Origin of the sequence: Oceanihabitans sp. IOP_32 (genome assembly GCF_009498295.1) — a bacterium.
Classification (GTDB): domain Bacteria; phylum Bacteroidota; class Bacteroidia; order Flavobacteriales; family Flavobacteriaceae; genus Wocania; species Wocania indica.
Window position 1 is genome coordinate 653272 of the sequence record NZ_CP040813.1, and the last position, 23799, is coordinate 677070.

At 35.3% G+C, this 23799-nt stretch carries 17 protein-coding genes; 8 read left to right on the forward strand and 9 right to left on the reverse strand.

The window, feature by feature from the left end:
* The first annotated feature begins 146 nt into the window (after nucleotides 1-146).
* On the forward strand, nucleotides 147-6257 hold the full coding sequence (locus tag FEZ18_RS02705; protein ID WP_153266899.1) for an alpha-2-macroglobulin family protein: 6111 nt from the start codon (nucleotides 147-149) through the stop codon (nucleotides 6255-6257).
* 179 nt (nucleotides 6258-6436) lie between these two features.
* Here the strand turns inward: FEZ18_RS02705 and FEZ18_RS02710 are convergent, their stop codons facing one another.
* Nucleotides 6437-6958, reverse strand: a complete 522-nt coding sequence (locus FEZ18_RS02710; RefSeq protein WP_153266900.1) for a DUF4136 domain-containing protein — start codon at nucleotides 6956-6958, stop codon at nucleotides 6437-6439.
* Nucleotides 6959-7092: 134 nt separating this feature from the next.
* Here FEZ18_RS02710 and FEZ18_RS02715 point away from each other — a divergent pair, with 134 nt between their 5' ends.
* Nucleotides 7093-8199 carry an alpha/beta hydrolase family protein gene (locus FEZ18_RS02715; RefSeq protein WP_194269510.1) on the forward strand — a complete coding sequence of 369 codons (1107 nt, stop codon included), beginning with the start codon at nucleotides 7093-7095 and terminating at the stop codon, nucleotides 8197-8199.
* Here FEZ18_RS02715 and FEZ18_RS02720 read toward each other — a convergent pair.
* The 4 genes from FEZ18_RS02720 to FEZ18_RS02735 all read right to left on the reverse strand — a co-directional run bounded on the left by FEZ18_RS02720 (nucleotide 8196) and on the right by FEZ18_RS02735 (nucleotide 11489).
* Entirely contained in the window at nucleotides 8196-8909 is a 714-nt protein-coding gene (locus FEZ18_RS02720; RefSeq protein WP_153266902.1) for an ion transporter, read from the reverse strand. The two genes, FEZ18_RS02715 and FEZ18_RS02720, sit on opposite strands and share 4 nt — an antisense overlap.
* Nucleotides 8910-9021: 112 nt before the next feature.
* Nucleotides 9022-10020, reverse strand: a complete 999-nt coding sequence (obgE, locus tag FEZ18_RS02725; protein ID WP_153266903.1) for a GTPase ObgE — start codon at nucleotides 10018-10020, stop codon at nucleotides 9022-9024.
* Between the two features lie 111 nt (nucleotides 10021-10131).
* The gene (locus tag FEZ18_RS02730; protein WP_153269028.1) at nucleotides 10132-10311 is read right to left on the reverse strand and encodes a PLDc N-terminal domain-containing protein; all 180 of its coding nucleotides are present in this window, start codon (nucleotides 10309-10311) and stop codon (nucleotides 10132-10134) included.
* A 62-nt stretch (nucleotides 10312-10373) separates the two neighbouring features.
* The gene (locus FEZ18_RS02735; RefSeq protein ID WP_153266904.1) at nucleotides 10374-11489 is read right to left on the reverse strand and encodes an adenylate kinase; all 1116 of its coding nucleotides are present in this window, start codon (nucleotides 11487-11489) and stop codon (nucleotides 10374-10376) included.
* A gap of 145 nt (nucleotides 11490-11634) precedes the next feature.
* Here FEZ18_RS02735 and FEZ18_RS02740 point away from each other — a divergent pair, with 145 nt between their 5' ends.
* The 4 genes from FEZ18_RS02740 to FEZ18_RS02755 all read left to right on the forward strand — a co-directional run bounded on the left by FEZ18_RS02740 (nucleotide 11635) and on the right by FEZ18_RS02755 (nucleotide 16545).
* Complete coding sequence (locus FEZ18_RS02740; protein WP_153266905.1) at nucleotides 11635-12789, forward strand: 5-(carboxyamino)imidazole ribonucleotide synthase; 1155 nt, start codon at nucleotides 11635-11637, stop codon at nucleotides 12787-12789.
* 77 nt (nucleotides 12790-12866) lie between these two features.
* Nucleotides 12867-13349 carry a 5-(carboxyamino)imidazole ribonucleotide mutase gene (purE, locus tag FEZ18_RS02745; RefSeq protein ID WP_153266906.1) on the forward strand — a complete coding sequence of 161 codons (483 nt, stop codon included), beginning with the start codon at nucleotides 12867-12869 and terminating at the stop codon, nucleotides 13347-13349.
* Between the two features lie 100 nt (nucleotides 13350-13449).
* Nucleotides 13450-15489 carry a M3 family metallopeptidase gene (locus FEZ18_RS02750; RefSeq protein ID WP_153266907.1) on the forward strand — a complete coding sequence of 680 codons (2040 nt, stop codon included), beginning with the start codon at nucleotides 13450-13452 and terminating at the stop codon, nucleotides 15487-15489.
* 207 nt (nucleotides 15490-15696) lie between these two features.
* Nucleotides 15697-16545 (forward strand): glycosyltransferase, encoded by an 849-nt coding sequence (locus tag FEZ18_RS02755; protein WP_153266908.1) that lies wholly within the window; start codon nucleotides 15697-15699, stop codon nucleotides 16543-16545.
* 22 nt (nucleotides 16546-16567) lie between these two features.
* Here the strand turns inward: FEZ18_RS02755 and FEZ18_RS02760 are convergent, their stop codons facing one another.
* On the reverse strand, nucleotides 16568-17377 hold the full coding sequence (locus tag FEZ18_RS02760; protein WP_153266909.1) for a DNA/RNA non-specific endonuclease: 810 nt from the start codon (nucleotides 17375-17377) through the stop codon (nucleotides 16568-16570).
* 1 nt (nucleotide 17378) lies between these two features.
* Entirely contained in the window at nucleotides 17379-19049 is a 1671-nt protein-coding gene (gene pafA, locus FEZ18_RS02765; protein ID WP_153266910.1) for an alkaline phosphatase PafA, read from the reverse strand.
* A 105-nt stretch (nucleotides 19050-19154) separates the two neighbouring features.
* Between pafA and FEZ18_RS02770 the strand changes: the two genes are divergently transcribed.
* Both FEZ18_RS02770 and FEZ18_RS02775 read left to right on the forward strand, forming a co-directional pair.
* Nucleotides 19155-19895 (forward strand): MlaE family ABC transporter permease, encoded by a 741-nt coding sequence (locus FEZ18_RS02770; RefSeq protein WP_153266911.1) that lies wholly within the window; start codon nucleotides 19155-19157, stop codon nucleotides 19893-19895.
* Nucleotides 19892-20659, forward strand: a complete 768-nt coding sequence (locus FEZ18_RS02775; RefSeq protein ID WP_153266912.1) for an ABC transporter ATP-binding protein — start codon at nucleotides 19892-19894, stop codon at nucleotides 20657-20659. The genes FEZ18_RS02770 and FEZ18_RS02775 overlap by 4 nt, the downstream gene beginning before the upstream one ends.
* A gap of 439 nt (nucleotides 20660-21098) precedes the next feature.
* Here FEZ18_RS02775 and FEZ18_RS02780 read toward each other — a convergent pair whose 3' ends face one another.
* Together FEZ18_RS02780 and FEZ18_RS02785 are read right to left on the reverse strand one after the other, a co-directional pair.
* Nucleotides 21099-22562 (reverse strand): DUF389 domain-containing protein, encoded by a 1464-nt coding sequence (locus FEZ18_RS02780; protein ID WP_153266913.1) that lies wholly within the window; start codon nucleotides 22560-22562, stop codon nucleotides 21099-21101.
* Nucleotides 22563-22672: 110 nt separating this feature from the next.
* Nucleotides 22673-23755, reverse strand: coding sequence for a mannose-1-phosphate guanylyltransferase (locus FEZ18_RS02785; protein WP_153266914.1), 1083 nt, complete (start codon nucleotides 23753-23755; stop codon nucleotides 22673-22675).
* Nucleotides 23756-23799: the final 44 nt, after the last annotated feature.

The following is a 23799-nucleotide window of genomic DNA, read 5'->3' on the forward strand; positions in this document are numbered from 1 at the left end:
TGGTTATATTTAATTTGAAATACAAAATGAGAGTTAACAATTTAATTCAAAATTGATTAACTTTCCCTGAATTAAGCAAAACAATTACGAGCCTCTTAGTTTTTGGAACAACTTTTGAAAGCTATAATGAAGATAAAACGAAACTCATGAAATACGCCCTACTCACATTGACTGTTATTTTTTTTTCAAACACCATACAAGCGCAACACCCAGATTATAAGAATTTATGGACTAAAGTCGAGCAGCTAGAGGCTGAAGGTTTACCAAAATCGGCCCTGAAAATTGTGGAAGCCATAGGCAAACAGGCTAAAAAAGACAAAAACAATCCGCAATTTATTAAAAGCATGCTTTTTAAAAGCAAGTTTGCTTTGGTTTTAGAGGAAGATGCACAACTAAAAATTGTAAATAACTTTAAAAGTGAAATTAAATCTAATAGTTTTCCCACTAAAAACATCCTTGAAAATATTTTAGCCAATTTATACTGGCAATATTTTAACCAAAACCGTTGGCAATTCTATAACCGTACCAAAACCGATGTCAAGATTGATGCGATAGATTTTAGAACATGGGATTTACAAACACTTTTTAAAGAGATTGATTTCTATTACAAAACCTCTTTAGAAAATGCAAAGCAACTTCGGTTAGAACCTTTAACCCATTATAATGTGCTTTTAAATGAGCAAAAAGGTTCTAAAATTTACAGACCAACCTTGTTTGATTTTTTAAGTCATAATGCCTTACAATTTTATAAAACTAACGAAACACATATTACCAAACCCGCCTATAAATTTGAAATTAATAACAAAGCCTTTTTAGCCGATGCGGTGGCATTTTCAAAACTTAAAATTGCGTCTAAAGATTCTACTTCGCCACAATTAAAAGCTTTAAAAATCTATCAGAATTTAATACAATTTCATTTAGAAGAGAAATCAGTCTATGCCTTGGCTCATGTTAATATAGAGCGTTTAAAGTTTGTGTTTCAGCACGCCACATTTAAGGATAAGCAATCTGTTTTTTTGGAGGCTTTAAAAGCAGAAAGCCAACGCCTAAAAACGCATGAAGTTTCGGGTTTATACGATTTTGAAATAGCCTCTATTTACTACCAACAAAGCGCAACATACGTTCCAAAAATTAAGGAGGAACACCGTTGGAAAACTAAAGATGCCATTAGCATTTGCGATAGTGTTATTGCAAAATTCCCCAAAAGTAAAGGTGCCGAAAACTGCCAAGTTTTAAAGCAGCAAATAGAACAACAAAACCTTCAAATTACTGCCGAAAGTTTCTTACCTATTCTTAAAGATTCACGATTATTAGTACGCTACAAAAACTTAAATCAACTTGAATTTAAAATCTTTAAAATTTCTAAAAATCAATTTGAAGAATTTAACAAAACCTACCAAAAAGAGACCCAATTAGCTTTTATAAAAAAGTTAAATCCTGTTACGACATTTAATAATGTATTGCGTGATGAAAATGATTTTCAAACACACACCACCGAAATTTTGTTGCCTAAACTTAAAAACGGCAGGTATTTAATTTATGCAAGTCCGAAAAACAATGAATATATATTTGCCTTTAGCATTGTTCAAGTTAGCGATTTAGCTATCGTTGAAACCGATGAAAATGATTGTAAAATCTTTCAAGTAATTAATAGAAATAACGGAGCACCTGTTGGCCAAGCAAAAGTTGAACTAACGCTCAATTATAATAGTAAGCGGAACACCCAAACCCAAAATCGCACTACAGATGCCCTAGGTCGTATTGAAATCGAAAAACAAGATAATCACTACAGCAACGTCCTTATAAAAGTAGAACACCATAATGATATCGCGTATTTTGGAGATTACTATGTAAATCAATCTTACGAACTGCAAAAAATAACACGCATTTACAAAACCTTCCTGTTTACCGATAGAAGTATTTACAGGCCAGGACAAACGGCTTATTTTAAAGGCATTGTCATGAAAACCGAAGATAACACCTCTGAAGTTTTAGAAAACGAAAAAACAAAAGCTACCCTATACAATACCAACGGTGAGAAAGTAAAAGCATTAGAATTAACAACCAATGAATTCGGTTCGGTTTCTGGGACCTTTATTTTACCAAACACAGGCTTAAACGGGCAATACTATATCACCCTTGAAACAGAATCGGGTTCTCACTCAAAAAGCTATACCTATTTTTCGGTTGAAGACTATAAGCGTCCAAAATTCGAAACCCAGTTTAATCCCATAACCGAAACCTACAAAATTAACGATTCTATCACTGTAAAAGGCCATGCTTTAGCTTATGCTGGCAGCCCGATAACCGATGCCAAAGTAGTGTATCGCGTACACAGAAAAGTAGAATACCCGCATTGGTATTTTTGGTATCGCCCGTGGTTTAACAGCGCAGCTCAAGAAATTACTTTCGGAGAAAGTATAACAAACCATAAAGGGGAATTTGAAATTACCTTTAAAGCACAGCCAGACCAAAGTGTCGATAAGAATAATTTACCCATTTTTAATTATGAAGTCACTGCCGATGTAACCGACTTAAATGGTGAAACACGAAGTGCAACGACCGTGATTAAGGTTGGCTACCATGCCCTAACGGCTAATATGACCATTGCAAATAGTTTAGACAAAACTAAAAAAACACATTCCATTGGCATTAATACTAAAAACTTAAACGGCGAATTTGTTCCTGCTAAGGGCACCGTTAAAATATATAAATTACAAGCCCCAAACTCGGTTTTAAGACCACGCCCATGGCCTGCACCAGATTATCAAAATTTCACAGCAGAAGAGTTTAGAAAGGCATTCCCTAATGAGGCTTATAATAATGAGCAAAACCCCAATAATTGGGAACAAGGAGAATTGGTTTTCAATAAACCCTTTAATACCGAAAACTCGGCAAAAGTAAATCTTGGGAATATTAAAAAGTGGGAGTCTGGAGCCTATGTAATCGTTTTAGAAAGTAAAGATAAATTTGGACAAACCGTAAAAGATGAAATAAAAACCAGCCTTTACAGCGCTGCTGATAACATGGTAGCAGACCATCAACTCTTTAGCATTACAAGCAAGCAATCTAGCTATGTTACAGGCGATACGGCAATAATAACTTTGGGCAGCGCCGCACATCATTTAAACGTTACGGTATCTATTGAAAAACAAAAAAAAATTATAAACACACAAATTATTCAGTTGAATAATAACAAGAAAACCATCAAAATCCCCATAACAAAAGAAGATGTTGGAGGCTTTTCTATAAAGTATAGTTTTGCCGCCTTTAATAGTTTTGAATCGGGTGTTTTAAATATTGCTGTGCCTTACCCAAAAACCGATTTACAAATTGAAACCACCACCTTTAGAGATAAATTACAGCCAGGCACCGATGAAACTTGGAGTTTTAAAATTAAAGGCCCAAAAGGCGACAAAGTATCTGCAGAATTATTAGCGAGCATGTACGATGCGTCTTTAGACCAGTTTAAACCGCATACTTGGGGTTTTAACCCCATTAATAATCCTATAAATTTTTCTCACAATAGCAGTAATGCCCGCCATAGTTTTGGCGTACAACAGTTCCGGGTTTATAATGAAGTGTTTCGTGGTTATTACCAACATCAAAATTATGACCAGCTGAATTGGTTCGGACTTTATTTTGGGAATGGGAATCACTATTTAAGAAAATCTTTAAGCGGAAGAATTGCTGGAATTCAAGTTGTTGAACATGATACTGAAGTTGAGGAAACCGTTATAGAATCAACAGAAACTGATTCGCACTTTGCAGTTATGCTTGAAACGCCCCAACCATCAGATTTAGAAGAGTCTTCAAATGAAAACGCCTTAGAAAAATTAGAAAGTGATTTCGGTAACATCAAAATTCGTAAAAATCTTCAAGAAACCGCGTTTTTCTTTCCGCAGTTAAAAACAGACGACACGGGAGCAGTAAGTTTCAGTTTTACAACGCCCGAAGCCTTAACCCAATGGAAATTACAGTTATTAGCCCACAGCAAAACATTAGAAAGCGCCACCAAAAGTTTAACCGCCATCACACAAAAAGAACTGATGGTTATACCAAACGCTCCACGTTTTTTACGCGAAGGCGATACCATTAACATCAGTACAAAAATTGCAAATTTAACAGATAAACAACTTTCTGGACAAGCCGTATTAATCTTAACCGATGCCATTTCTGGTAAAGATATTACTTCAAAACTACTAGACAAACAAGCTAATAGTCATGCTTTGGGAGAGCAAGAGCAGGATTTCACCGTATCTGCTTCTGGCAACACGCAAGTGACTTGGCAGATAGCAATTCCAGATAATGTGCAGGCCGTTCAATATAAAATAATGGCTAAAGCATACGATTTTAGTGATGGTGAACAAAACGCCTTACCGGTTTTAAGTAATCGCATGTTGGTTACCGAGACGCTTCCTATGTGGGTTAAAAGCAATGAAACCAAAACCTTCACTTTAGATAAACTAAAGAACAACAGCTCACCAACATTAAAAAACCACAAATTAACATTAGAAATCACTTCCAATCCCGCTTGGTATGCCGTGCAGGCCCTTCCCTATTTAATGGAATATCCCTACGATTGTAGTGAGCAAATTTTCAGCAGATATTACGCTAATGCTTTGGCAAGCTTTATTGCCAACTCCAATCCTAGAATTCAAGAGGTTTTCAATCAATGGAGAACTAGCGATGCCTTAATTTCTAACTTAGAAAAAAACGCCGAATTAAAATCTATTTTAATTCAAGAAACGCCTTGGTTACGCGATGCACAAAGTGAAACAGAACAGAAAAAACGTATCGCTTTATTGTTCGATTTGAATAAAATGAAAAACGAGCTGGAGTCTGCAAAACGCCAACTAGAACAAAACCAAATGCCTTCTGGAGCTTGGGCTTGGTTTAATGGTGGACCAGAAAACAGATACATCACACAGCATATTATAGCTGGTTTTGGGCATCTTAATAAACTAACAGTCCATGCGAAAACAAGAGAAGCGAGCGACAAGAAAGAGCACAATCAAATGATTCTTAAAGCCATCGAATACCTCGATGAAGCCTTTGTAAAGGAATATGAAGACATTAGAAAATACAATTCTAAAATAGACCTCAGCAAAGACCATTTAAGCTATACGCAACTACATTATTTATACCTGCGGAGTTTTTATCCAGACGTTAAAAAATCTGATAAAGTTGAAGACATCACTAAATATTATCACACACAAATCCAGAAGTACTGGTTAAAACGCTCGTTGTATGCTAAAGGATTGATGGCTTTAATTGTTGATAGAATGGATGACCAAACGACTTCAGTTAAAATTTTAAAATCCTTAAAAGAAAACAGTATAACGTCTGAAGAACTAGGTATGTACTGGAAAGCCAACGCCAACTCTTGGTATTGGTATCAAGCCCCAATAGAAACACAGGCTTTATTAATTGAAGCTTTTTCAGAAGCAGGAACCCTGATTCAGAGTGCAGCGCAGAATCTGGAAACCGTAGATAATCTTAAAATTTGGCTGCTTAAAAACAAGCAAACCAACCGTTGGAAAACCACCAAAGCCACGAGCGAAGCTGTTTATGCCTTACTATTACAAGGTAGCGATTGGTTGCGTGTAACAGATTTAGTCGATGTGCTTGTTGGCGGACAAAACATAGCGCCTTCAAAACTAGAAGATGTGAAAGTTGAGGCGGGAACTGGTTATTTTAAAACGTCTTGGAATACCTCAGAAATAAAACCAGAAATGGCAAGCGTACAACTTAGTAAAAAAGGAAAGGGAATGGCTTGGGGTGCCTTGTACTGGCAATACTTTGAAGATTTAGACCATATAAGCTCAGCAAAAACCCCTTTAAAATTGAATAAAAAACTATTCTTAAAAACCAATACCGCTACTGGCGAAGAAATTTCTGAAATCACAGCAAACACCAAAGTTAAAGTGGGCGATTTAATTCGCGTGCGTATTGAATTGCGCAACGATAGAACGATGGAATTTGTACACATGAAAGACATGCGAGCCGCAGGTTTAGAGCCCATCAATGTAATTTCTACGTACAAATGGCAAGATGGTTTAGGCTATTATGAAAGCACTAAAGATGCGAGCACAAACTTCTTCTTCGATTATTTACCAAAAGGCGTTTATGTGTTTGAATACGATTTAAGAGTTAATAATGCTGGTGTTATGAGTAATGGCATCACCACCATACAAAGCATGTATGCTCCCGAGTTTAGCAGCCATAGTGAAGGTGTAAGAATAACGGTAGATTGATAAAAATTAAATTTAAAACATATCGTACATGCAATTTTTAAGTTAACCAAGACCTAACAGAGGTTTTATCACAAATTCTGTTAGGTCTGTACAACGTGCAAACTGCAACATAATCAAGATGTGCGTTTTGTGTTTTTATTGGACTTTTTTGTAAGGGACTAAGTACGCGTCTATCCAATTTATTGCTTTGGCGGATAGTTTACCAGCATTTTATCTATAATCGCATGCAGTCGTGTTTCTCGTTTTTCTGGAGAAGCATCTGGGTCGAAACTAGCTTCACTAACAGCTTGCCAAAAAAGACCTTTACCGTTTTCGTCTACAAAATCGATAGCAATTTTACGATTTACACTAGACTGTCCAATAGGAATGCCTACAGATACGCCTCCACCAACATGGCCGCCACCTCCACCAACACCAACGCCCATAGTGCTACGTTGGGGTGTTTTAAAAGTGCTACTTTTAATATCGATGAAAAAATTTGGTGTATCGTCTAAACGAAAGCCTTTAGCACTCATTTTTTCATCTAAAGCATCCAAAAAACGTTTGGTGTCTAAATCGCTTAAACCGGTATTCATATTTGTATAATAATTGTAGGTTTTATACTGCGAGAAGTCTGTACTTCTATCAAAATCGTAATTAACACGAATGGGAGCGCAAGACACGATAAGCAAAGTTAAACTGAGTGTTTTTAAGAATTTCATAATAATAGTTTTGCCTAAAATTAATCAAAAATTATGCTATGGCGCTACATACATTTGTTAAATTAAGCTATCTTTAGATAGTTTTCGAACAATCCATATTATTTAAGGCTTAAAAAATGAAATGCTACAAAACCATGAAACACATAAAATTTGTTGTCTTAGCATGTAGTTTTACCATATTAGGCTTCTCGCAAACCAAAAGACCTCAAGAACCAAAAGCCCCTTTTGATTATCCTTCTGAATTGGTTTTTTTTGAAAACCCTAACGACGAAAACATAAAATTAGCAGGCACACTTACCTTGCCAAAAGATGTGAAAAAACCACCTGTTGCCATATTAATAAGTGGTTCTGGCCCTCAAAACAGAGATGAAGAACTTATGGGACATAAACCATTTTTAGTACTTGCTGATTATTTAACCCGTAACGGTATTGCAGTTTTAAGATATGATGACAGAGGAACGGCCGAGTCTACGGGTGATTTTAATATTGCTACTACTTTCGATTTTGCCAGTGATGCGGAAGCCGCAATGCGCTATCTAAAAACGAGAAAGGACATCAACCCCAACAAAATTGGATTAATTGGCCATAGCGAAGGCGGGCTAATTGCAACTCTAGTGGCCGCTCAACATAAAAATGTAGCCTTTATAATTATGCTAGCAGGAATGGGTGTAAATGGTCGCGCTGTTTTAGAATCTCAAAGTTGGGAAATTGCAAAACAAATGGGAGCCAGCGAGGAAACCTTAGATTTTAATAAAGCCTTTACAAGTACTGCTTACGATGTATTAATGACCGAAAAAAATGAAAATAAAAATGAAATAGAACCAAAAATCAAGACCGCATTAAAAAACTTTAAAACAGATTTAGAGACTAAAAATAGCCCCTACGCCATGTATGTCTCCGATGCTTTAATAGAGCGTTTAGTTAATCAAATTACAAGCCCATGGTTTATAAACTTTATTAAAATAGAGCCTAAAGACTATTTAGAAAAAACAACTTGTCCGGTTTTAGCTTTAAATGGTAGTAAGGATTTGCAAGTCTTAGCTAAATTAAACCTAGAGGCTATTGAGTCTGCTTTAATTACAGCTGGGAATAAAGATATAACCCTTAAAGAATTAGAAGGTTTAAATCATTTATTTCAAACCGCAAACACTGGTAGTCCGAGTGAATACAGTGTTATTGAAGAAACGTTTTCTCCAATAGCCTTAAAAATTATTAAAGATTGGATTTTAAACCGTTTTTAAGGCGTTTCTTCTTTCTTATCCACAGATTTTGTTAAAGCGGAAGATATAATTCCCGTTGGTATGGCAACGATACCCAGACCTATCATAAGAATAAAAAATGTAAACACTTTACCGCCTACCGTAATGGGATAAACATCTCCATAACCAACCGTAGTAAGGGTAATAATTGCCCACCATAAACTATCGAAAATTGACGAAAAATGCTGTGGTTGTGCCTCGTTTTCAAAATAATAAATACCCACAGCAGAAAAGTATATTAAAATAAGTGTAATAAATATAAACAAGAGAATTTCTTCTTTAGCCGATTTTATAGCACGCGAAAAATGATTTAAAGCCCGATTGTAACGCGCTAATTTTAAAATTCTAAACAACCGTAAAAACCGTAAGGCCCTTAAGGATCGTAAATCGACTCCAAACGATAAATAAAATGGTAAAATAGCAAGCAAATCTATAATGCCAAAAAAACTAAATATAAACTTGGTTTTGTGTCTCGACACATAAATTCTTAAAATGTATTCTAAAGTAAACACAATTACACTAAACCATTCTATAGACTGAAGAATGATTCGCGTTTGAGGGCTTAAATTTGGTAGGGTTTCAATTGAAAAAGTAACTACCGAAACTAAAATTAAACCTTGAATAAAAAAAGCAAAATATCTACTTAGCTTATTGTCGTTAATTTCAACAATACTTTTAATGCGTTGTTTCACCTGTGTACTTCTTGATTTTTAAACGTGCAAGATCATCATATTATAATCCATCTTTAGTCTAAATAGAACCTGTTAAAAAGGCCATACTCAAAATAAAGAAAACAATTAATAATTAGGGATTCAACATTTTCCATAACATATCTTTAAGTTCTGTAATGCCTTGCTGTGCAACAGATGATATGAATATGTAAGGAATTGGGAGTTCGTTATCCAACTCCGTTTTGAGCTCAGCTTTGAGTTCTTCGTCTAGTAAATCGGACTTTGAGATGGCAATTATGCGCTCTTTGTCCAACATCTCGGGATTGTATCTGCGCAATTCGTCTAGCAGAATATCATACTGCTTTTTAATATCGTCTGCATCGGCAGGAATTAAAAACAGGAGAATGGAATTCCGTTCAATATGACGTAAAAAATAGTAACCCAAACCTTTACCCTCTGCAGCACCTTCAATAATTCCAGGAATATCGGCCATTACAAAGGTTTGAAAATCACGATAATTTACAATACCTAAGTTCGGTTTTAATGTGGTAAACTCGTAATCGGCTATTTTTGGTTTTGCTGCCGTCATTACCGACAACAAGGTAGATTTACCGGCATTAGGAAACCCCACTAAACCAACATCTGCTAATATTTTTAATTCTAAGGTTATATATCGCTCTTCTAAAGGTAAACCTGGTTGTGCGTATCGAGGTGTTTGGTTTGTAGAGGACTTAAAATGCCAATTTCCTAGGCCGCCTTTCCCCCCTTTTACAATAATTTTTTCCTCGCCGTGCTCGGTGATTTCGAAAATAATTTTGTTGGTTTCGGTATCTCTTACCACCGTTCCCAACGGTACATCAACATAAACATCTTCACCATCGGCACCTGTGCTTCGATTTCGGCTACCGTGTTCACCATGACCGGCTCTAAAATGTTTTTTAAATTTTAGTGGTAAAAGGGTCCATAGGTTTGAGTCACCTCTAAGTATCACGTGTCCTCCACGACCACCATCGCCGCCATCTGGACCGCCTTTGGTAATATATTTCTCTCTGTGTAAATGTGCAGAGCCTTTACCGCCGTTACCAGAAGCAACATACATTTTCACATAATCTACAAAATTTCCTTCAGTCATAAATAAAGTTAAAAGTTAGGAGTTAAAAGTTAAACGTTTTTCGCTCTTGCTTTTAATCTTATTATTAATTTTTCGCAAACCTATCTAGTGATAGATCATAGCGACAATAATTTATTCTTTTACTCGCGTAGGTCTACCAATGATATTATAAAGAATTGGACCTAAAAATGGTAACAACAAAACCACCAAAACCCATATTAGTTTGTCATTATTTTTAAAGTTGTTTTTTAAAATACTAATTAAAGCTGCAACAGGTAAAATAAATAAAGTTATCGCTATAATTACTAACAGTAATTGCTATAATCCAATACCGTAATGCCCCTGATGGTTTAAAAAAACAACATAAAATAGGTTTAAAAACCATCAATCAAATTGCTTATTCTTATATTGATATCTTCAATGCTACCCACACCATCAACACCAAAATACTTATCTTTTTCAGAGTAAAACTCTTTTAATACCGCAGTTTTATTATAGTATTGCTTAATTCTATGTCTAATGATAGACTCGTCTGCATCGTCGGTTCTTCCGCTAGTTTCACCACGCTTTAATAAACGTTCAACCAAAACCTCATCGTCTACTTCTAAGGCTATCATGGCATTAATTTGCGAGTCTTTACGCTCCATCAAGGCGTCTAAAGCTTTCGCTTGTGCATCAGTTCTAGGGAACCCATCAAAAATAAACCCCTTAGCATCGGCATTCTTTTCGACCTCGGCCTCCAACATATCTATAGTTACTTGATCTGGAACCAACTCGCCTTTATCGATGTACGATTTTGCAATCATACCTAAAGCCGTTTCATTTTTTATGTTAAATCTAAACACATCGCCTGTAGAAATGTGGACTAGATTATATTTTTCTTTTAAAAAATTTGCTTGAGTTCCTTTTCCAGCTCCTGGAGGGCCAAATAGCACTAAATTTGTCATGTGTTGCGTTTCTTTTATTTGATATACTTCTGGTATATTTCTTCCTAATCCATCATAATCAAGTCCGTATCCCACTATAAATTTATTAGGAATTTCTATACCTATGTAATGTAGTTTATAATCTTTTTTGTAAGCCTCGGGTTTATAAAATAAGGTTGCGATTTTTAGTGCTTTTACATTTTCGTTTTTAAAAATACGATGCACTTCTGCCAAGGTATTACCTGTGTCAATAATATCTTCTAAAATGACCACGGTACGACCCGATAAGTTCTGGGTTAAACCGATTAAACGCTGAATATCTTCAGTCGATTTAACACCCTCATACGATGCCAGTTTTATAAACGTGACTTCACAAGGTTTGGGATATTTCTTTACAAAATCGCTTACTACCATAAACGATCCGTTTAAAATACCAACAAATACAGGGATTTCATCTCCAATATCGTTAGAAACCTCATCGACCATACGTGCAATAGCAGAATCGATTTCTTGAGCAGAAATAAAAGGTTTAAAGTATTTATCGTGTAACTTTATTGTTGTCATTTTTATTTTAAAAGCCTCAAAGATAATCAATAGATTAACGTCCTAATAACTATCGCGATATTTTTTTTAATTTGAGATTTAATCTCAAATTGATTTTAAAATGTATTTTTGTAAAAATTGACTAAATCTTAATAAACGAAACAACATGAATTATTTCTCTTCAAATTTTAAACTCGGTATTCTAGGAGGCGGCCAACTGGGAAAAATGCTACTAAACAATACCAGAAAATTTGATGTTTACACCTGTGTTTTAGACGCCAGCGACCAAGCTCCATGTAAAATTGCATGTAATGAGTTTCATTTGGGCGATTTATTAGATTACGATACCGTTTATAAATTTGGAAAGCAAGTTGATGTCCTAACCATCGAAATTGAAAATGTAAATGTAGACGCTTTAGAAGCACTTGAGAAAGAAGGCATAAAAGTTTACCCTTCTTCAAAAACATTACGTACTATTCAAAACAAAGCGACACAGAAATTATTTTATATAGATAATGATTTACCTACAGCTCCATTTTCTCGTTTTGCTTATACCTCTCAAATTAAAGATGCCATAAAACATGGGGGCCTAAACCTGCCTTTTGTTTGGAAGTGTGCACAATTTGGATACGATGGTACGGGCGTTAAAATTGCACGAACATTAGAAGATTTAGAGGGTTTACCTAATGTAGAATGTATTACAGAAAAACTTGTGCCTTTTAAAAATGAGTTGGCCGTTATTGTGGCTAGAAATGCCAATGGAGAGATAAAAACATTTCCTGTGGTAGAAATGGAATTTCACCCAGAGGCCAATCAAGTCGAGTATGTAATTTGCCCTGCTCGAATTGATAGCAAGATTGCAGAGATGGCCACCCAAATTGCCTTAAATGCATCGAAAGCGTTTAATCATGTTGGTCTTTTAGCTGTTGAAATGTTTCAAACGGAGGACGATAATATTTTAATTAATGAAGTCGCGCCACGACCACATAACTCTGGTCACCAAACGATTGAAGCCAGTTTTACCTCACAATTTGAGCAGCATATTCGAGCCGTTTTAAACCTTCCTTTAGGTCGCACCGATAGTAAAGTTGGCGGCATTATGGTCAATTTAGTTGGCGAAGAAGGCTACTCTGGTAACGTGATTTACCAAAATATTGAAAACATAATGAAAATGGACGGTGTTACACCACACATTTATGGCAAAAAACAAACACGACCTTTTCGTAAAATGGGTCATGTAACTATTGTTAACGAAGATTTGGTTGAGGCGCGCAGAATTGCACAAGAAGTTAAGAATACCATTAAGGTAATAAGCGAATAAATACAGAAAACACATTTCAAAATGAGACCAAATTCTAATTTTTGGAGCTGAGTTTGGATTTAAAATTTTAAAATTTTATGAATAAAGTAGGAATTATAATGGGAAGCAAAAGTGATCTTCCTATCATGCAAGAAGCGATTAACATTTTAAAAACATTTGATATTGAGGTGGAAGTCGATATCGTGTCTGCCCACCGCACACCCGAAAAATTGTTTGAGTATGGTAAACAAGCGCACACAAAAGGCTTTGCTGTCATAATTGCTGGCGCTGGTGGTGCCGCACATTTACCTGGTATGATAGCCTCGCTATCACCACTTCCAGTAATTGGCGTACCAGTTAAAAGCAGCAACTCTATTGATGGTTGGGACTCTGTGCTTTCTATTCTTCAAATGCCTGGTGGTGTGCCTGTTGCTACTGTAGCTTTAAATGGCGCGAAAAACGCAGGCATATTGGCTGCACAAATTATAGGCTCAAACAATGCCTCTGTTTTAAATAAAATTATAGCATATAAAGAAGATTTAAAACAAATGGTTCATAACTCGGCTAAAGACTTGAATTAAAAAACAAGTTAAGCAATCAAAAAAAAATTGAACTAACCTTACGACTTCCTTTGAGTTTTACAACAACTCTAAGTTACAAACACCTTATTACGATTTAAAAATGAATAACAACATACTAAATACACCTTTTGATACCGCCTACAATACGGCTCCATTTTCTAAAATAAAAGACAGCGATTTTCTTCCTGCTTTTAAAGTGGCTATTAAAAATGCCAAAGCAGAAATTGATGCCATTATTGAAAACAAAGACACACCTAGTTTTGAAAACACTATTGAAGCTTTAGAATTCTCGGGAGAACAACTCGATAGAATTTCTAACCTCTTTTTTAATTTGAATGCTGCCGAAACCAATGATGACATTCAAAAAATTGCTCAAGAAGTTTCACCTCTACTCTCAGAATTTAGCAACGATATTACCCTAAACGAAGCACTTTTTAAACGTGTAAAAAAAGTTTATGATACCAAGGACGAGCTCAATTTAAACGAAGAGCAACACATGCTTTTAGAAAAAAAGTACAAAAGCTTTTCGCGCAATGGCGCTAATTTAACAGACGATAAAAAAGAGCAACTTCGCAGTATAGACAAACAGCTTAGCCAATTACAACTCCGCTTTGGCGAAAATGTTTTGGCCGAAACCAATAGATACAGCTTGCTTATAACAGACGAGAAAGACCTCGCTGGTTTACCTGAAGGATTTAAGGAAGCCGCAGCACAAGAAGCAGAGGCCAGAAACAAAAAGGGCTGGTTAATCACTTTAAATTACCCGAGCTTTATTCCGTTTGTTACTTACGCCGATAACCGTGAGCTTAGAAAAGAAGTGGCTATCGCCTCTGGTGCAAAAGGCTTTAAAAATGATGCCCTAGACAATCAGGGTCTTGTTTTACGAATAGTTAAATTAAGGCACGATCGCGCTACCTTATTAGGTTATAAAACGCATGCTCATTTTGTTTTAGAAGAACGAATGGCCAAAACTCCAGAAACAGTAACCACATTCTTAGAAGATCTTCTAGAGAAATCGAAGCCAGCCGCAGAAAAAGAATTTAAAGAACTTGAAAATTTCGCAAAAGAGCTCGACCGTATTGATAATCTTGAAAAATGGGATTCGGCGTATTATGCCGAAAAACTAAAACAAAAATTATTCAGTTTAGACGATGAGCAATTAAAACCTTATTTTAAACTAGAAAATGTTATTAACGGTGTTTTTACGATTGCTCATAAACTATTTGATTTAAACTTTGAGAAAATTAGCAATATCGATACCTACCACGACGATGTTGAAACGTATAAAGTAACTGACAAAAACGGAGATTTAGTGTCTATTTTTTACGCCGATTTCTTTCCCAGAGAAGGGAAACGCAATGGTGCATGGATGACCTCCTACAAACCGCAATACATAAAAAATGGTATTAACGAAAGACCACATGTATCGATTGTTTGTAACTTTACAAAACCAACAAAAAGCAAACCGTCGCTATTAACGTTTAACGAAGTAACCACCTTGTTTCATGAGTTTGGTCATGCCCTACACGGTATGCTAGCCAATACCACATACCCTAGTTTATCGGGCACTAGTGTGTTTTGGGATTTTGTTGAATTACCAAGTCAGGTTTTAGAAAATTGGTGTTATCAAAAAGAAGCCTTGGAGCTCTTTGCAACACATTACGAAACTGGAGAGCTTATTCCGATGGATTTAATTGAAAAGATAAAAAAATCATCTAATTTTCAAGAAGGCATGCAGACGCTACGCCAGGTGAGTTTTAGTTTGTTGGACATGAGTTGGCATGCCACAGATAACCCAGAAGCTATAACATCAGTTAAAGACCATGAAAACATAATTTTCGAAAACACCAGTCTGTTTCCTATTGTTCCAGAAAACTGCATGAGCACCTCGTTTTCTCATATATTTCAAGGGGGTTATTCTTCAGGATATTACAGTTACAAATGGGCAGAAGTTTTAGATGCCGATGCTTTCGAATATTTTGAAGAAAAAGGTGTTTTTAACAAAGAAGTCGCCACTAAATTTAAAGACCATGTTTTAAGTCAAGGTGGTACAGCCGAACCTATGGAACTCTACAAACGCTTTAGAGGTCAAGCTCCAAAACCTGAAGCTTTATTAAGACGAGCAGGCCTATTAAAATAGATTTGATATTAATACCAAATTAACAATACGACATTTCAAAATTAAATTGGTAGAAAACATAAAGTCTTATCGAAAAAAAAATAGAAGGTGTGGGAGCTCTGCAAAGAACTCCCACATTTTATTTTATATAACCGCTGGCTCTTTAAAAAACCAAATCTATAGATTACTGTAGATAATATCTTAAATTTGAACTCAAATCTGTATACTTTGAATTTCTATATCGTAATTCCTGCACACAACGAAGAAGATGTTATAGCACAAACGCTAGACTCACTAACAGGGCAAACTCTTTTACCCAAAAAAGTCGTTGTAGTTAACGATAACTCAACCGATAAAACGCAAGACATAGTTGAAGCTTTCGCTGAAAAATATGCTTGGATCTCCTTAATAAACTCAAAATCTTCAAACCAACATTTACCGGGTTCAAAAATTGTTAATGCCTTTTATAAAGGTTATGAAACTTTAGATGCTAATTACGATGTGATTTGCAAATTTGATGCAGATTTAATTTTTCCGAAGGATTATTTAGAACAGCTCAGTCTACATTTTAAAACCAACCAAAACCTAGGCATGGTTGCTGGTTTTTGTTATATAGAAAAGGATGGAGAATGGGTTTTAGAAAACTTAACCAACAAAGATCATATACGAGGGGCACTAAAGGCGTATAGGAAACCATGTTTTGAGCAAATAGGAAAACTTAAATCCTCTATGGGTTGGGATACCGTTGATGAATTGTTAGCTCAATTTTACGGTTGGAGCATTTTTACAGATCCAAATCTAAAAGTAAAACACTTAAAACCAACAGGAATTAACTACAGCCAAGCGTCTAAATATTTACAAGGCGAAGCTATGTATAAAATGCGTTATGGTTTTGTAATCACTTTTGTTTCGGCTGTTAAACTCGCTTATAAAAAAGGAAGTTTCAGTTTATTTAAAGATTATTTAGCGGGTTATTTTAGGGCAAAAAAACAAAACATAGCGTATTTAGTATCCGAAAAGGAAGGCCAATATATTAGAAATTTACGTTGGAAAGGCATGCTGAATAAATTAAAGTAAAGGTTCCAGAATCACAGAAACACTAATTAAAACTCCAGCCTTTAGAGCTGCTAGAAGCCTCTAGTTTGTCTTCTAATACATCATCCAATTCATGAAAAAAGTCTATGCCTGTTAAGGCTTCAATTTTATCGACCGAAACCACAAATTCGTACAAAGGTCTATCAGAATTTTCGTGAGGTAGTAAAAACGCTATCATCTTTGTATTGTTCTTATTATAATCAATAAGTACCTTATAAAAATAGTTGGGAACGGAAACCTCTTCTTCTCCAATAGTTTTTAAATCCCCTTTTAAAACACCACCAGTAACCACAAAAACACCGTCGTATTTTCGGGCCCAATACCGTATTCTTTGCTCTAAGCTATTCCAAATACCAGCATTAAACGCCTGTTTTTGAGGCGTAATATTACTGGTTAAAAAGGTTTCGTCGTAGGCGTATTTACTATACCTTCTATCGCCTGCTGGACATAAATGCCCACGGTTATAACCAGATTTTTTATAATTGCGCCAGCTTGCAGCCCCTGTTTTTACAGCCTTATCTATTTCAAAATAAGGCCGTTTAAAATTGTTTTTTGATAAATGCGACTTCTTCAACTCATAAGCCACCCATTCTGCTTGCTCATGGGATTCGCTATAAGACAAAGAATAACCTTCATGGTGCACTACTTGGCCAGTTGTACTGGTTGGTAAGAAAAAAGCATTCGTGTCCTTTTTAAGAGTCTCACCTTCATGGACGATATCGTTTTTTAGTTTTAAATCTAAATAATAATCGTAACCTTGAACACCAAAAACGATTAGTAAGGCGATAATTGAATATAGCGTATGTCTACTCAAACTAATCTAAAACAAATTCTAATGGTGTACCCGTAGATCCGTTAGGGAAACTAGTACCTAATAAAGCCGACATGGTAGGCGCGATATCTGTAATACTTGTTTTCTGTAAGGTTTCGCCCTTCTCAATCCCTTTTCCAAAAAACAATAATGGTACATGGGTGTCGTGATTTAAACCACTACCATGAGTAGAACCTGTTCTAGAATAAGAAATAAAAGAAGGATCTGGAACAATAAGCACATCTCCTGAACGCTTTTGATTGTACCCCATTTGCATTAAAGATTCAATACCCGTATTAAATTGTGTGGTTGCCATAGTTGTAGCACTATATACCTTGTCTACATTCTTATAACTTATAAGCTCATTTACAATAGCCTCTTGCACGTTTTGTAAGTTTAAACCAAGAGCTTTTATTTTTTCACGATTTAAAAACACTTGATTGTTGCTTATATTCTCAACTAAATCTGACGCCTTATAGGTTTCCTCCATAAAGGCCTTAAAACGTTCTCTAGTCTGTTTAAAATCTAAATATCCAGCGGGGATTCTAACCGATTGCAAATACGCTGGCGCATCTATTGCAGCATGATCTGCGGTTAAAAACACCGTATAATTATTTTCGCCAACATGACTATCTAAATAATTAAGTAAACGCTCTAAATCTTTATCTAAACGCAGGTAAGTATCTTGAACCTCCTTGGAGTTTACACCAAAATTATGTCCCACATAATCTGGGCTTGAGTAACTTAGGGCTAATACATCGGTATAATCATCTTTTCCTAATTGCTCGCCTTCAATAGCAGCCAAAGCAAAATCTGTGGTTAAATTATTTCCAAAAGCGGTAGCTTTCAATATTTCGTAACCTTCATTTTTATCCTTTAAATCATCAAGATTATAAGGAAATGTTGCGGTTTCTTTACCTTTAAAACCCCCTTCAAAATTATTCAAATCAGGGCCACTTTCGGTATAGGTACTAATATCGTAAAGCGTGTTCCAAGTGGTTAGGTATTTAGACACCGAGTGTTCTTTGTTAAAATCCTTCACCCACTTTGGTAATTCATTCATGTAAAAAGTGCTCGAAATCCATTGGCCTTCATCTTTTCCATGAAACCAATACGCCGCATTTGCTGTATGTCCTGCAGGTAAAATAGCGCCTCTATCTTTAATGGCAATTCCTATAGTTTTACCACGCATTTGTGTAAACAATCGGTTTTCGTCACCAAAAGTTGTAGTTTGCATTCTGTGTGGTGACATTTGGCCAGAGTTCGCCTTCGTTCCCACAGATTGTACCTTGCTGTCTCCAGCACAATATACGCGCTCCTTACTTTCTTTATCGTACCAATAATTCGCTATAATCCCATGGTATTTTGGAGTTGTTCCTGTATAAACACTAGCGTGACCAGGCCCGGTATAGGTAGGCACATAATTAAAATGATTGTTTTTACAGTTAAAACCTTCATTTATCATACGTTTAAAACCGCCTTCACCAAATTTATTTTCAAAACGCGTTAAATAATCGTAACGCATTTGATCCACAACGATACCAACAACCAATTTAGGCCTTGAACTTGTGTTTTCTAATAATTGTTCACTTATTTTTTGGTCTGCTGCGCGCTGTGAAAAACAAGCATGAGATAATAAAAAAATAAAAAAAATTGTAAACGTATTTTTCAACATGATTTTTAATTTATAAGTCCAAAAATACAAATTTTAAAAGATGATATTTTAAAATTTGGGTTTAATTCTATAAACTTTATTTACTTTAGCACTAATATTTTTTTTATGACGTACCTACACAACATAGGAGCTTATTTTTTAATGATTGCAGAAATGTTTCGCAAACCCACAAAGTGGTCTGTAATGAAAACTTTAATACTAAAAGATATTGACGATTTAGTAATTAAATCTTTGGGAATAATTGCTTTCATCTCGTTTTTTATTGGTGGTGTAATTACCATTCAAACGGCATTAAACATTAGTAATCCTTTAATCCCGAAATATCTTGTTGGTTTTACCACTAGGCAATCTATAATACTAGAGTTTGCACCCACATTTATCTCTGTTATAATGGCCGGTAAAGTGGGGTCTTTTATTACTTCTAGTATCGGAACCATGCGTGTTACAGAACAAATAGACGCCCTAGAAGTTATGGGAATAAACTCCCTTAACTACCTCGTTTTCCCAAAAACCATAGCAATATTGTTATATCCATTTGCGATAGCTATTGGCATGTTTTTAGGTATTCTAGGAGGTATGGCCGCCTGTGTTTTTGGCGAATACACCACCTTAGCAGACTACTTGTACGGTTTGCAAATTGATTTTAACGGATTTCATGTCGTCTATGCATTTATTAAAACCTTTGTTTTTGCTTTTGTTTTAGCTACCATCCCATCGTTCCATGGCTATTACATGAAAGGTGGTGCTTTAGAAGTTGGAAAAGCAAGTACCACTTCTTTTGTTTGGACATCGGTGGTCATTATTTTATTAAATTATATACTAACCGAAATGCTTCTAGGCCAATGATTGAAGTTAAAAATTTACATAAATCGTTTAATGGTAATAAAGTACTAAAAGGGATTTCTGCGACTTTTGAGAAAGGAAAAACCAATTTGATAATTGGTCAAAGTGGATCTGGTAAAACGGTGTTTTTAAAATGTCTATTAGGTTTATTTGATTATGAAGAAGGCTCCATTTCTTATAGCGGAAAATTATTTAAACAATTAACCGAAGATGAAAAACGGAATTTAAGGGCAGAAATTGGCATGGTTTTTCAAGGTAGTGCTTTGTTTGATTCTATGACTATATTACAAAATGTCATGTTTCCTTTACAGATGTTTACCAAGCAAAGTAAAAGTGAGATGGAAGACCGCGCAAATTTTGTTTTAAAACGTGTAAATCTGGAAAGTGCCCACAATAAAATGCCTAGTGAAGCTTCTGGAGGTATGCAAAAACGTGTCGCCATAGCACGTGCTATTGTAAACAATCCCAAGTATTTATTTTGCGATGAACCCAACTCTGGACTAGATCCTAGAACCGCAATTGTAATCGACAATTTAATTAAAGAAATTACAGAAGAATACGATATCGTTACCGTAATTAACTCTCATGATATGAACTCGGTAATGGAAATAGGAGAAAAAATTATATTTTTAAAAGATGGTTTAAAGGCTTGGGAAGGCACTAAAGACACTATTTTTAAAACCGATAACGAAGCAGTTACCAATTTTGTTTACTCTTCAAACTTGTTTAAAAAAGTACGCAAAATGTACATTGAAGAAAACCAATAATTTCGTTTTATTGGTCTCTGCAATTCGCTAGATTCTAAGTGGGTTTGATTAAAAACAAACTCCCAACTCAAGCTGCACCTATTTTCATAAAGCTTGCCGAAATTTAAGAAAATAAATTCTTACTAAATCGGGATAAGCCTCAATTCCTGCTGTCTCATACCAAATTATCCATGTCATGTCGCATATAATTCGTTTACTCACATCTTTCTATTTTATAAATAGGTGTTCATGATGTGCTTCGCAGTTCATTTTCGACCATATTTCGGTATATAAAAACTTTGGCTATGCTTTGATTTTAGCTCACGCCTTATTATCGTAAAATAACGAGTTCGTGAATCTGCATTTTCTATCTCATCTGAACAAAAAATAATCCAAATGAACGATACGACATTTTAAAATTGCATTGGTATTAATCTTAAAAATGTACTTTAAGTTAAACTTAATTTACTCGCTTAACCACTAGAGTATCTAAATCTAACTTTAGTTTTAACCATTTTTCTAGTTTATCTCTATCCTTTAGTCTTGATTTTTCGTTTGTTAACGAATCTACCCATTTTACAGAAAAAACTGTTAGTGTATCAAACTTCTTAAAGTTAGAATTAATAATTTTAGAATAAGACAGTTGTTCTATAGTTTCGTAATTAACCTCTATTTCTTTAGTAAGCTCTGCAAAAGGAATAAGATCGCGTTCCAATCTTGCGAGTCGATTTACTTGATTTTCTAAATACTTAATTTGTTGAGTTTGCGATAACAAATCGAGCGAATCGCGAGTGCGCAGTTCTTCCATATATCGATAATTATCTAAACCTTTAGATATGTTTTGGTTTACCACTAACTCTGTACTAACTAAGGCCTTATAATCTTTCATACTATTTTTTAATAGGGCAATAGTAGATTCTGGAATTTCATCTAAACCAAAGGTATTTAATTCAATACTCGAGTTTTGTTTATCGACATACTTATAAGACGCATTTCTTTTTATAAACTCTGCATGTGGTAAACCACTGAGTTCATTATTTATAAATTTGCTCGCATCTCTTTCAAAATTACTTAAGCTCAACACATTTATAAAGGTCCAAATTGCAGGAATCATAACGACAATAGCAATTGCCATGGCAATTCTAGAAATACGTCTTCGTTTAGCAGAGTTCGCATATTTAAGCATGGGAAACCTTAACAGCTTGAGTACTAAGAAGGTTGCTAAAGCAATAAAAATGGTGTTAATAATGAACAAGTACATGGCACCTAAAAAGTAATCCCAGTTCCCTATTGCTAGTCCATATCCAGCTGTACACAAGGGTGGCATTAATGCTGTGGCAATAGCAACTCCAAAAATAACGGAGGCAATTGTACCGCGTTTTGTTCGTGCTATAATAAGTGCTAAACCCCCAAAAAAGGCTATAAGTACATCCCTAATATCGGGCTGAACCCTCCCTAAAAGCTCGGAAGTATCTTCACTTAAAGGAAAGAATTTAAAAAACAAAAATGCCGTTAGTAAACTTAAACCAATCATGGTAGCTAAGTTTATTAACGATCTTTTTAGGGTGTCAATATCGTTAATGGCTATGGACATTCCTACGCCCAGAATGGGTCCCATTAATGGCGAAATTAACATGGCACCAATTACAACTGCCGTAGAGTTTGCATTTAAACCAATGGAAGCGACAAATATGGAAAATATTAAAATCCACGCCGTAGCCCCTTTAAACGAAATATCTCCCTTTATAGCATCTACCGTGGCGTCCCTATCGGTTTCTTCTCTAAAATCTAATAACTCCTTAAAGAAGGTTTTGATGCTCTTCCACAAGCCTTGAGCGTCTTTTTTAACGGCTTCTTTAGAGACCTCTACGGCTTTATCTTTGTTTTTTTCTTCTTCAGAAAAATCGAATTTGCTTTCTTCCATTTGTTTATTTTTAACATCAAAAGATGTGCTGTCGCAACACTAATATACAAAATAAAATCATTCACAATTAATTTGTGCACGCATCTATTTTCAATCTTTATTCAAGCTAATTAACCCAAGTGATTTCCGTACGTTGCCTTTACCTTTTTAAGCACCTCTTTAATGTTTTGCTCCTTCGATTTTGGGTAGATAAGCAAAACTTCGGCATTATCGACAATAATGTAATCTTTTAAACCATCAACCACAACAACTTTATTCTCGCTTGTACGTATCATGTTTCCTGAGGTTTCTTCGGTTATAGTTCTGGCGTTTACAACCGCGTTTCCGGTAGCATCTTTGTCTAATTTATCATATAAATTACCCCAAGTTCCCAAATCATTCCAATCGAAATCTGCAGCAATTACAAATACATTATTCGATTTTTCCATAATGGCATAATCCACCGATATGTTTTCGGCTTTAGGGTATGTCTCTAAAATAAAATCGTCTTCAAGTGCTGTATTATAAACGCTTATCCCTTTTTCAAATAAGGCATACAATGCTGGTTGATTTTTTTTAAATGCTTCCACTACACTTTTCACATGCCACATAAAAATCCCGGCATTCCATAAAAAATTACCTTGGGAAATAAAGCTTTTTGCCGTATTGTAATCTGGTTTTTCTCTAAACTGATTTACAGATTTTATCGCTTCCGCGGAAGTGTTATCAAATTCAATATAGCCGTATCCGGTATTCGGGAAAGTTGGAGTGATACCCAGTGTCATTAAAGCATCATTTTTGGCGCAATAAGTGAATGCTTGTTCTACGTTTTTAGAAAAAGCCGCTTCGTCTTCAATCCAATGGTCACTTGGTGCTACAATTATGCTTGCATCTTCGTTTTCTTTTTGAATTTTTAACGAGGCATACAAAATACATGGTGCTGTATTTCTCATGGCAGGTTCTAAAATAACCTGACGCGTAGTAAGATTTGGCAATTGCTCTAGAACCAAATCATTATAACGTGCATTGGTTAAAATAAAAATGTTTTCCTCGGGAATTAAACGTGTTAAACGATTGAATGTTTTTTGAATAAGGGTTTCTCCTGTTCCTAACATATCGTGAAACTGCTTAGGAAATTCTTCTGTACTTACCGGCCAAAATCTTGAGCCTACACCACCCGCCATTAGTATGGCGTAGTAATTTTTATTTTTCATAATGTTATTCTTGTTTGTTTAAAAAGGCATTCAAACTAAAGACC

What these genes read in the sequence shown, in the direction of transcription:
- FEZ18_RS02705 (WP_153266899.1), top strand. Translation starts at nt 147, where the DNA reads ATGAAATACGCCCTACTCACATTGACTGTTATTTTTTTTTCAAACACC.
- FEZ18_RS02710 (WP_153266900.1), bottom strand. Translation starts at nt 6,958, where the DNA reads ATGAAATTCTTAAAAACACTCAGTTTAACTTTGCTTATCGTGTCTTGC.
- FEZ18_RS02715 (WP_194269510.1), top strand. Translation starts at nt 7,093, where the DNA reads ATGAAACACATAAAATTTGTTGTCTTAGCATGTAGTTTTACCATATTA.
- obgE (WP_153266903.1), bottom strand. Translation starts at nt 10,020, where the DNA reads ATGACTGAAGGAAATTTTGTAGATTATGTGAAAATGTATGTTGCTTCT.
- FEZ18_RS02735 (WP_153266904.1), bottom strand. Translation starts at nt 11,489, where the DNA reads ATGACAACAATAAAGTTACACGATAAATACTTTAAACCTTTTATTTCT.
- FEZ18_RS02740 (WP_153266905.1), top strand. Translation starts at nt 11,635, where the DNA reads ATGAATTATTTCTCTTCAAATTTTAAACTCGGTATTCTAGGAGGCGGC.
- purE (WP_153266906.1), top strand. Translation starts at nt 12,867, where the DNA reads ATGAATAAAGTAGGAATTATAATGGGAAGCAAAAGTGATCTTCCTATC.
- FEZ18_RS02750 (WP_153266907.1), top strand. Translation starts at nt 13,450, where the DNA reads ATGAATAACAACATACTAAATACACCTTTTGATACCGCCTACAATACG.
- pafA (WP_153266910.1), bottom strand. Translation starts at nt 19,049, where the DNA reads ATGTTGAAAAATACGTTTACAATTTTTTTTATTTTTTTATTATCTCAT.
- FEZ18_RS02770 (WP_153266911.1), top strand. Translation starts at nt 19,155, where the DNA reads ATGACGTACCTACACAACATAGGAGCTTATTTTTTAATGATTGCAGAA.
- FEZ18_RS02775 (WP_153266912.1), top strand. Translation starts at nt 19,892, where the DNA reads ATGATTGAAGTTAAAAATTTACATAAATCGTTTAATGGTAATAAAGTA.
- FEZ18_RS02780 (WP_153266913.1), bottom strand. Translation starts at nt 22,562, where the DNA reads ATGGAAGAAAGCAAATTCGATTTTTCTGAAGAAGAAAAAAACAAAGAT.
- FEZ18_RS02785 (WP_153266914.1), bottom strand. Translation starts at nt 23,755, where the DNA reads ATGAAAAATAAAAATTACTACGCCATACTAATGGCGGGTGGTGTAGGC.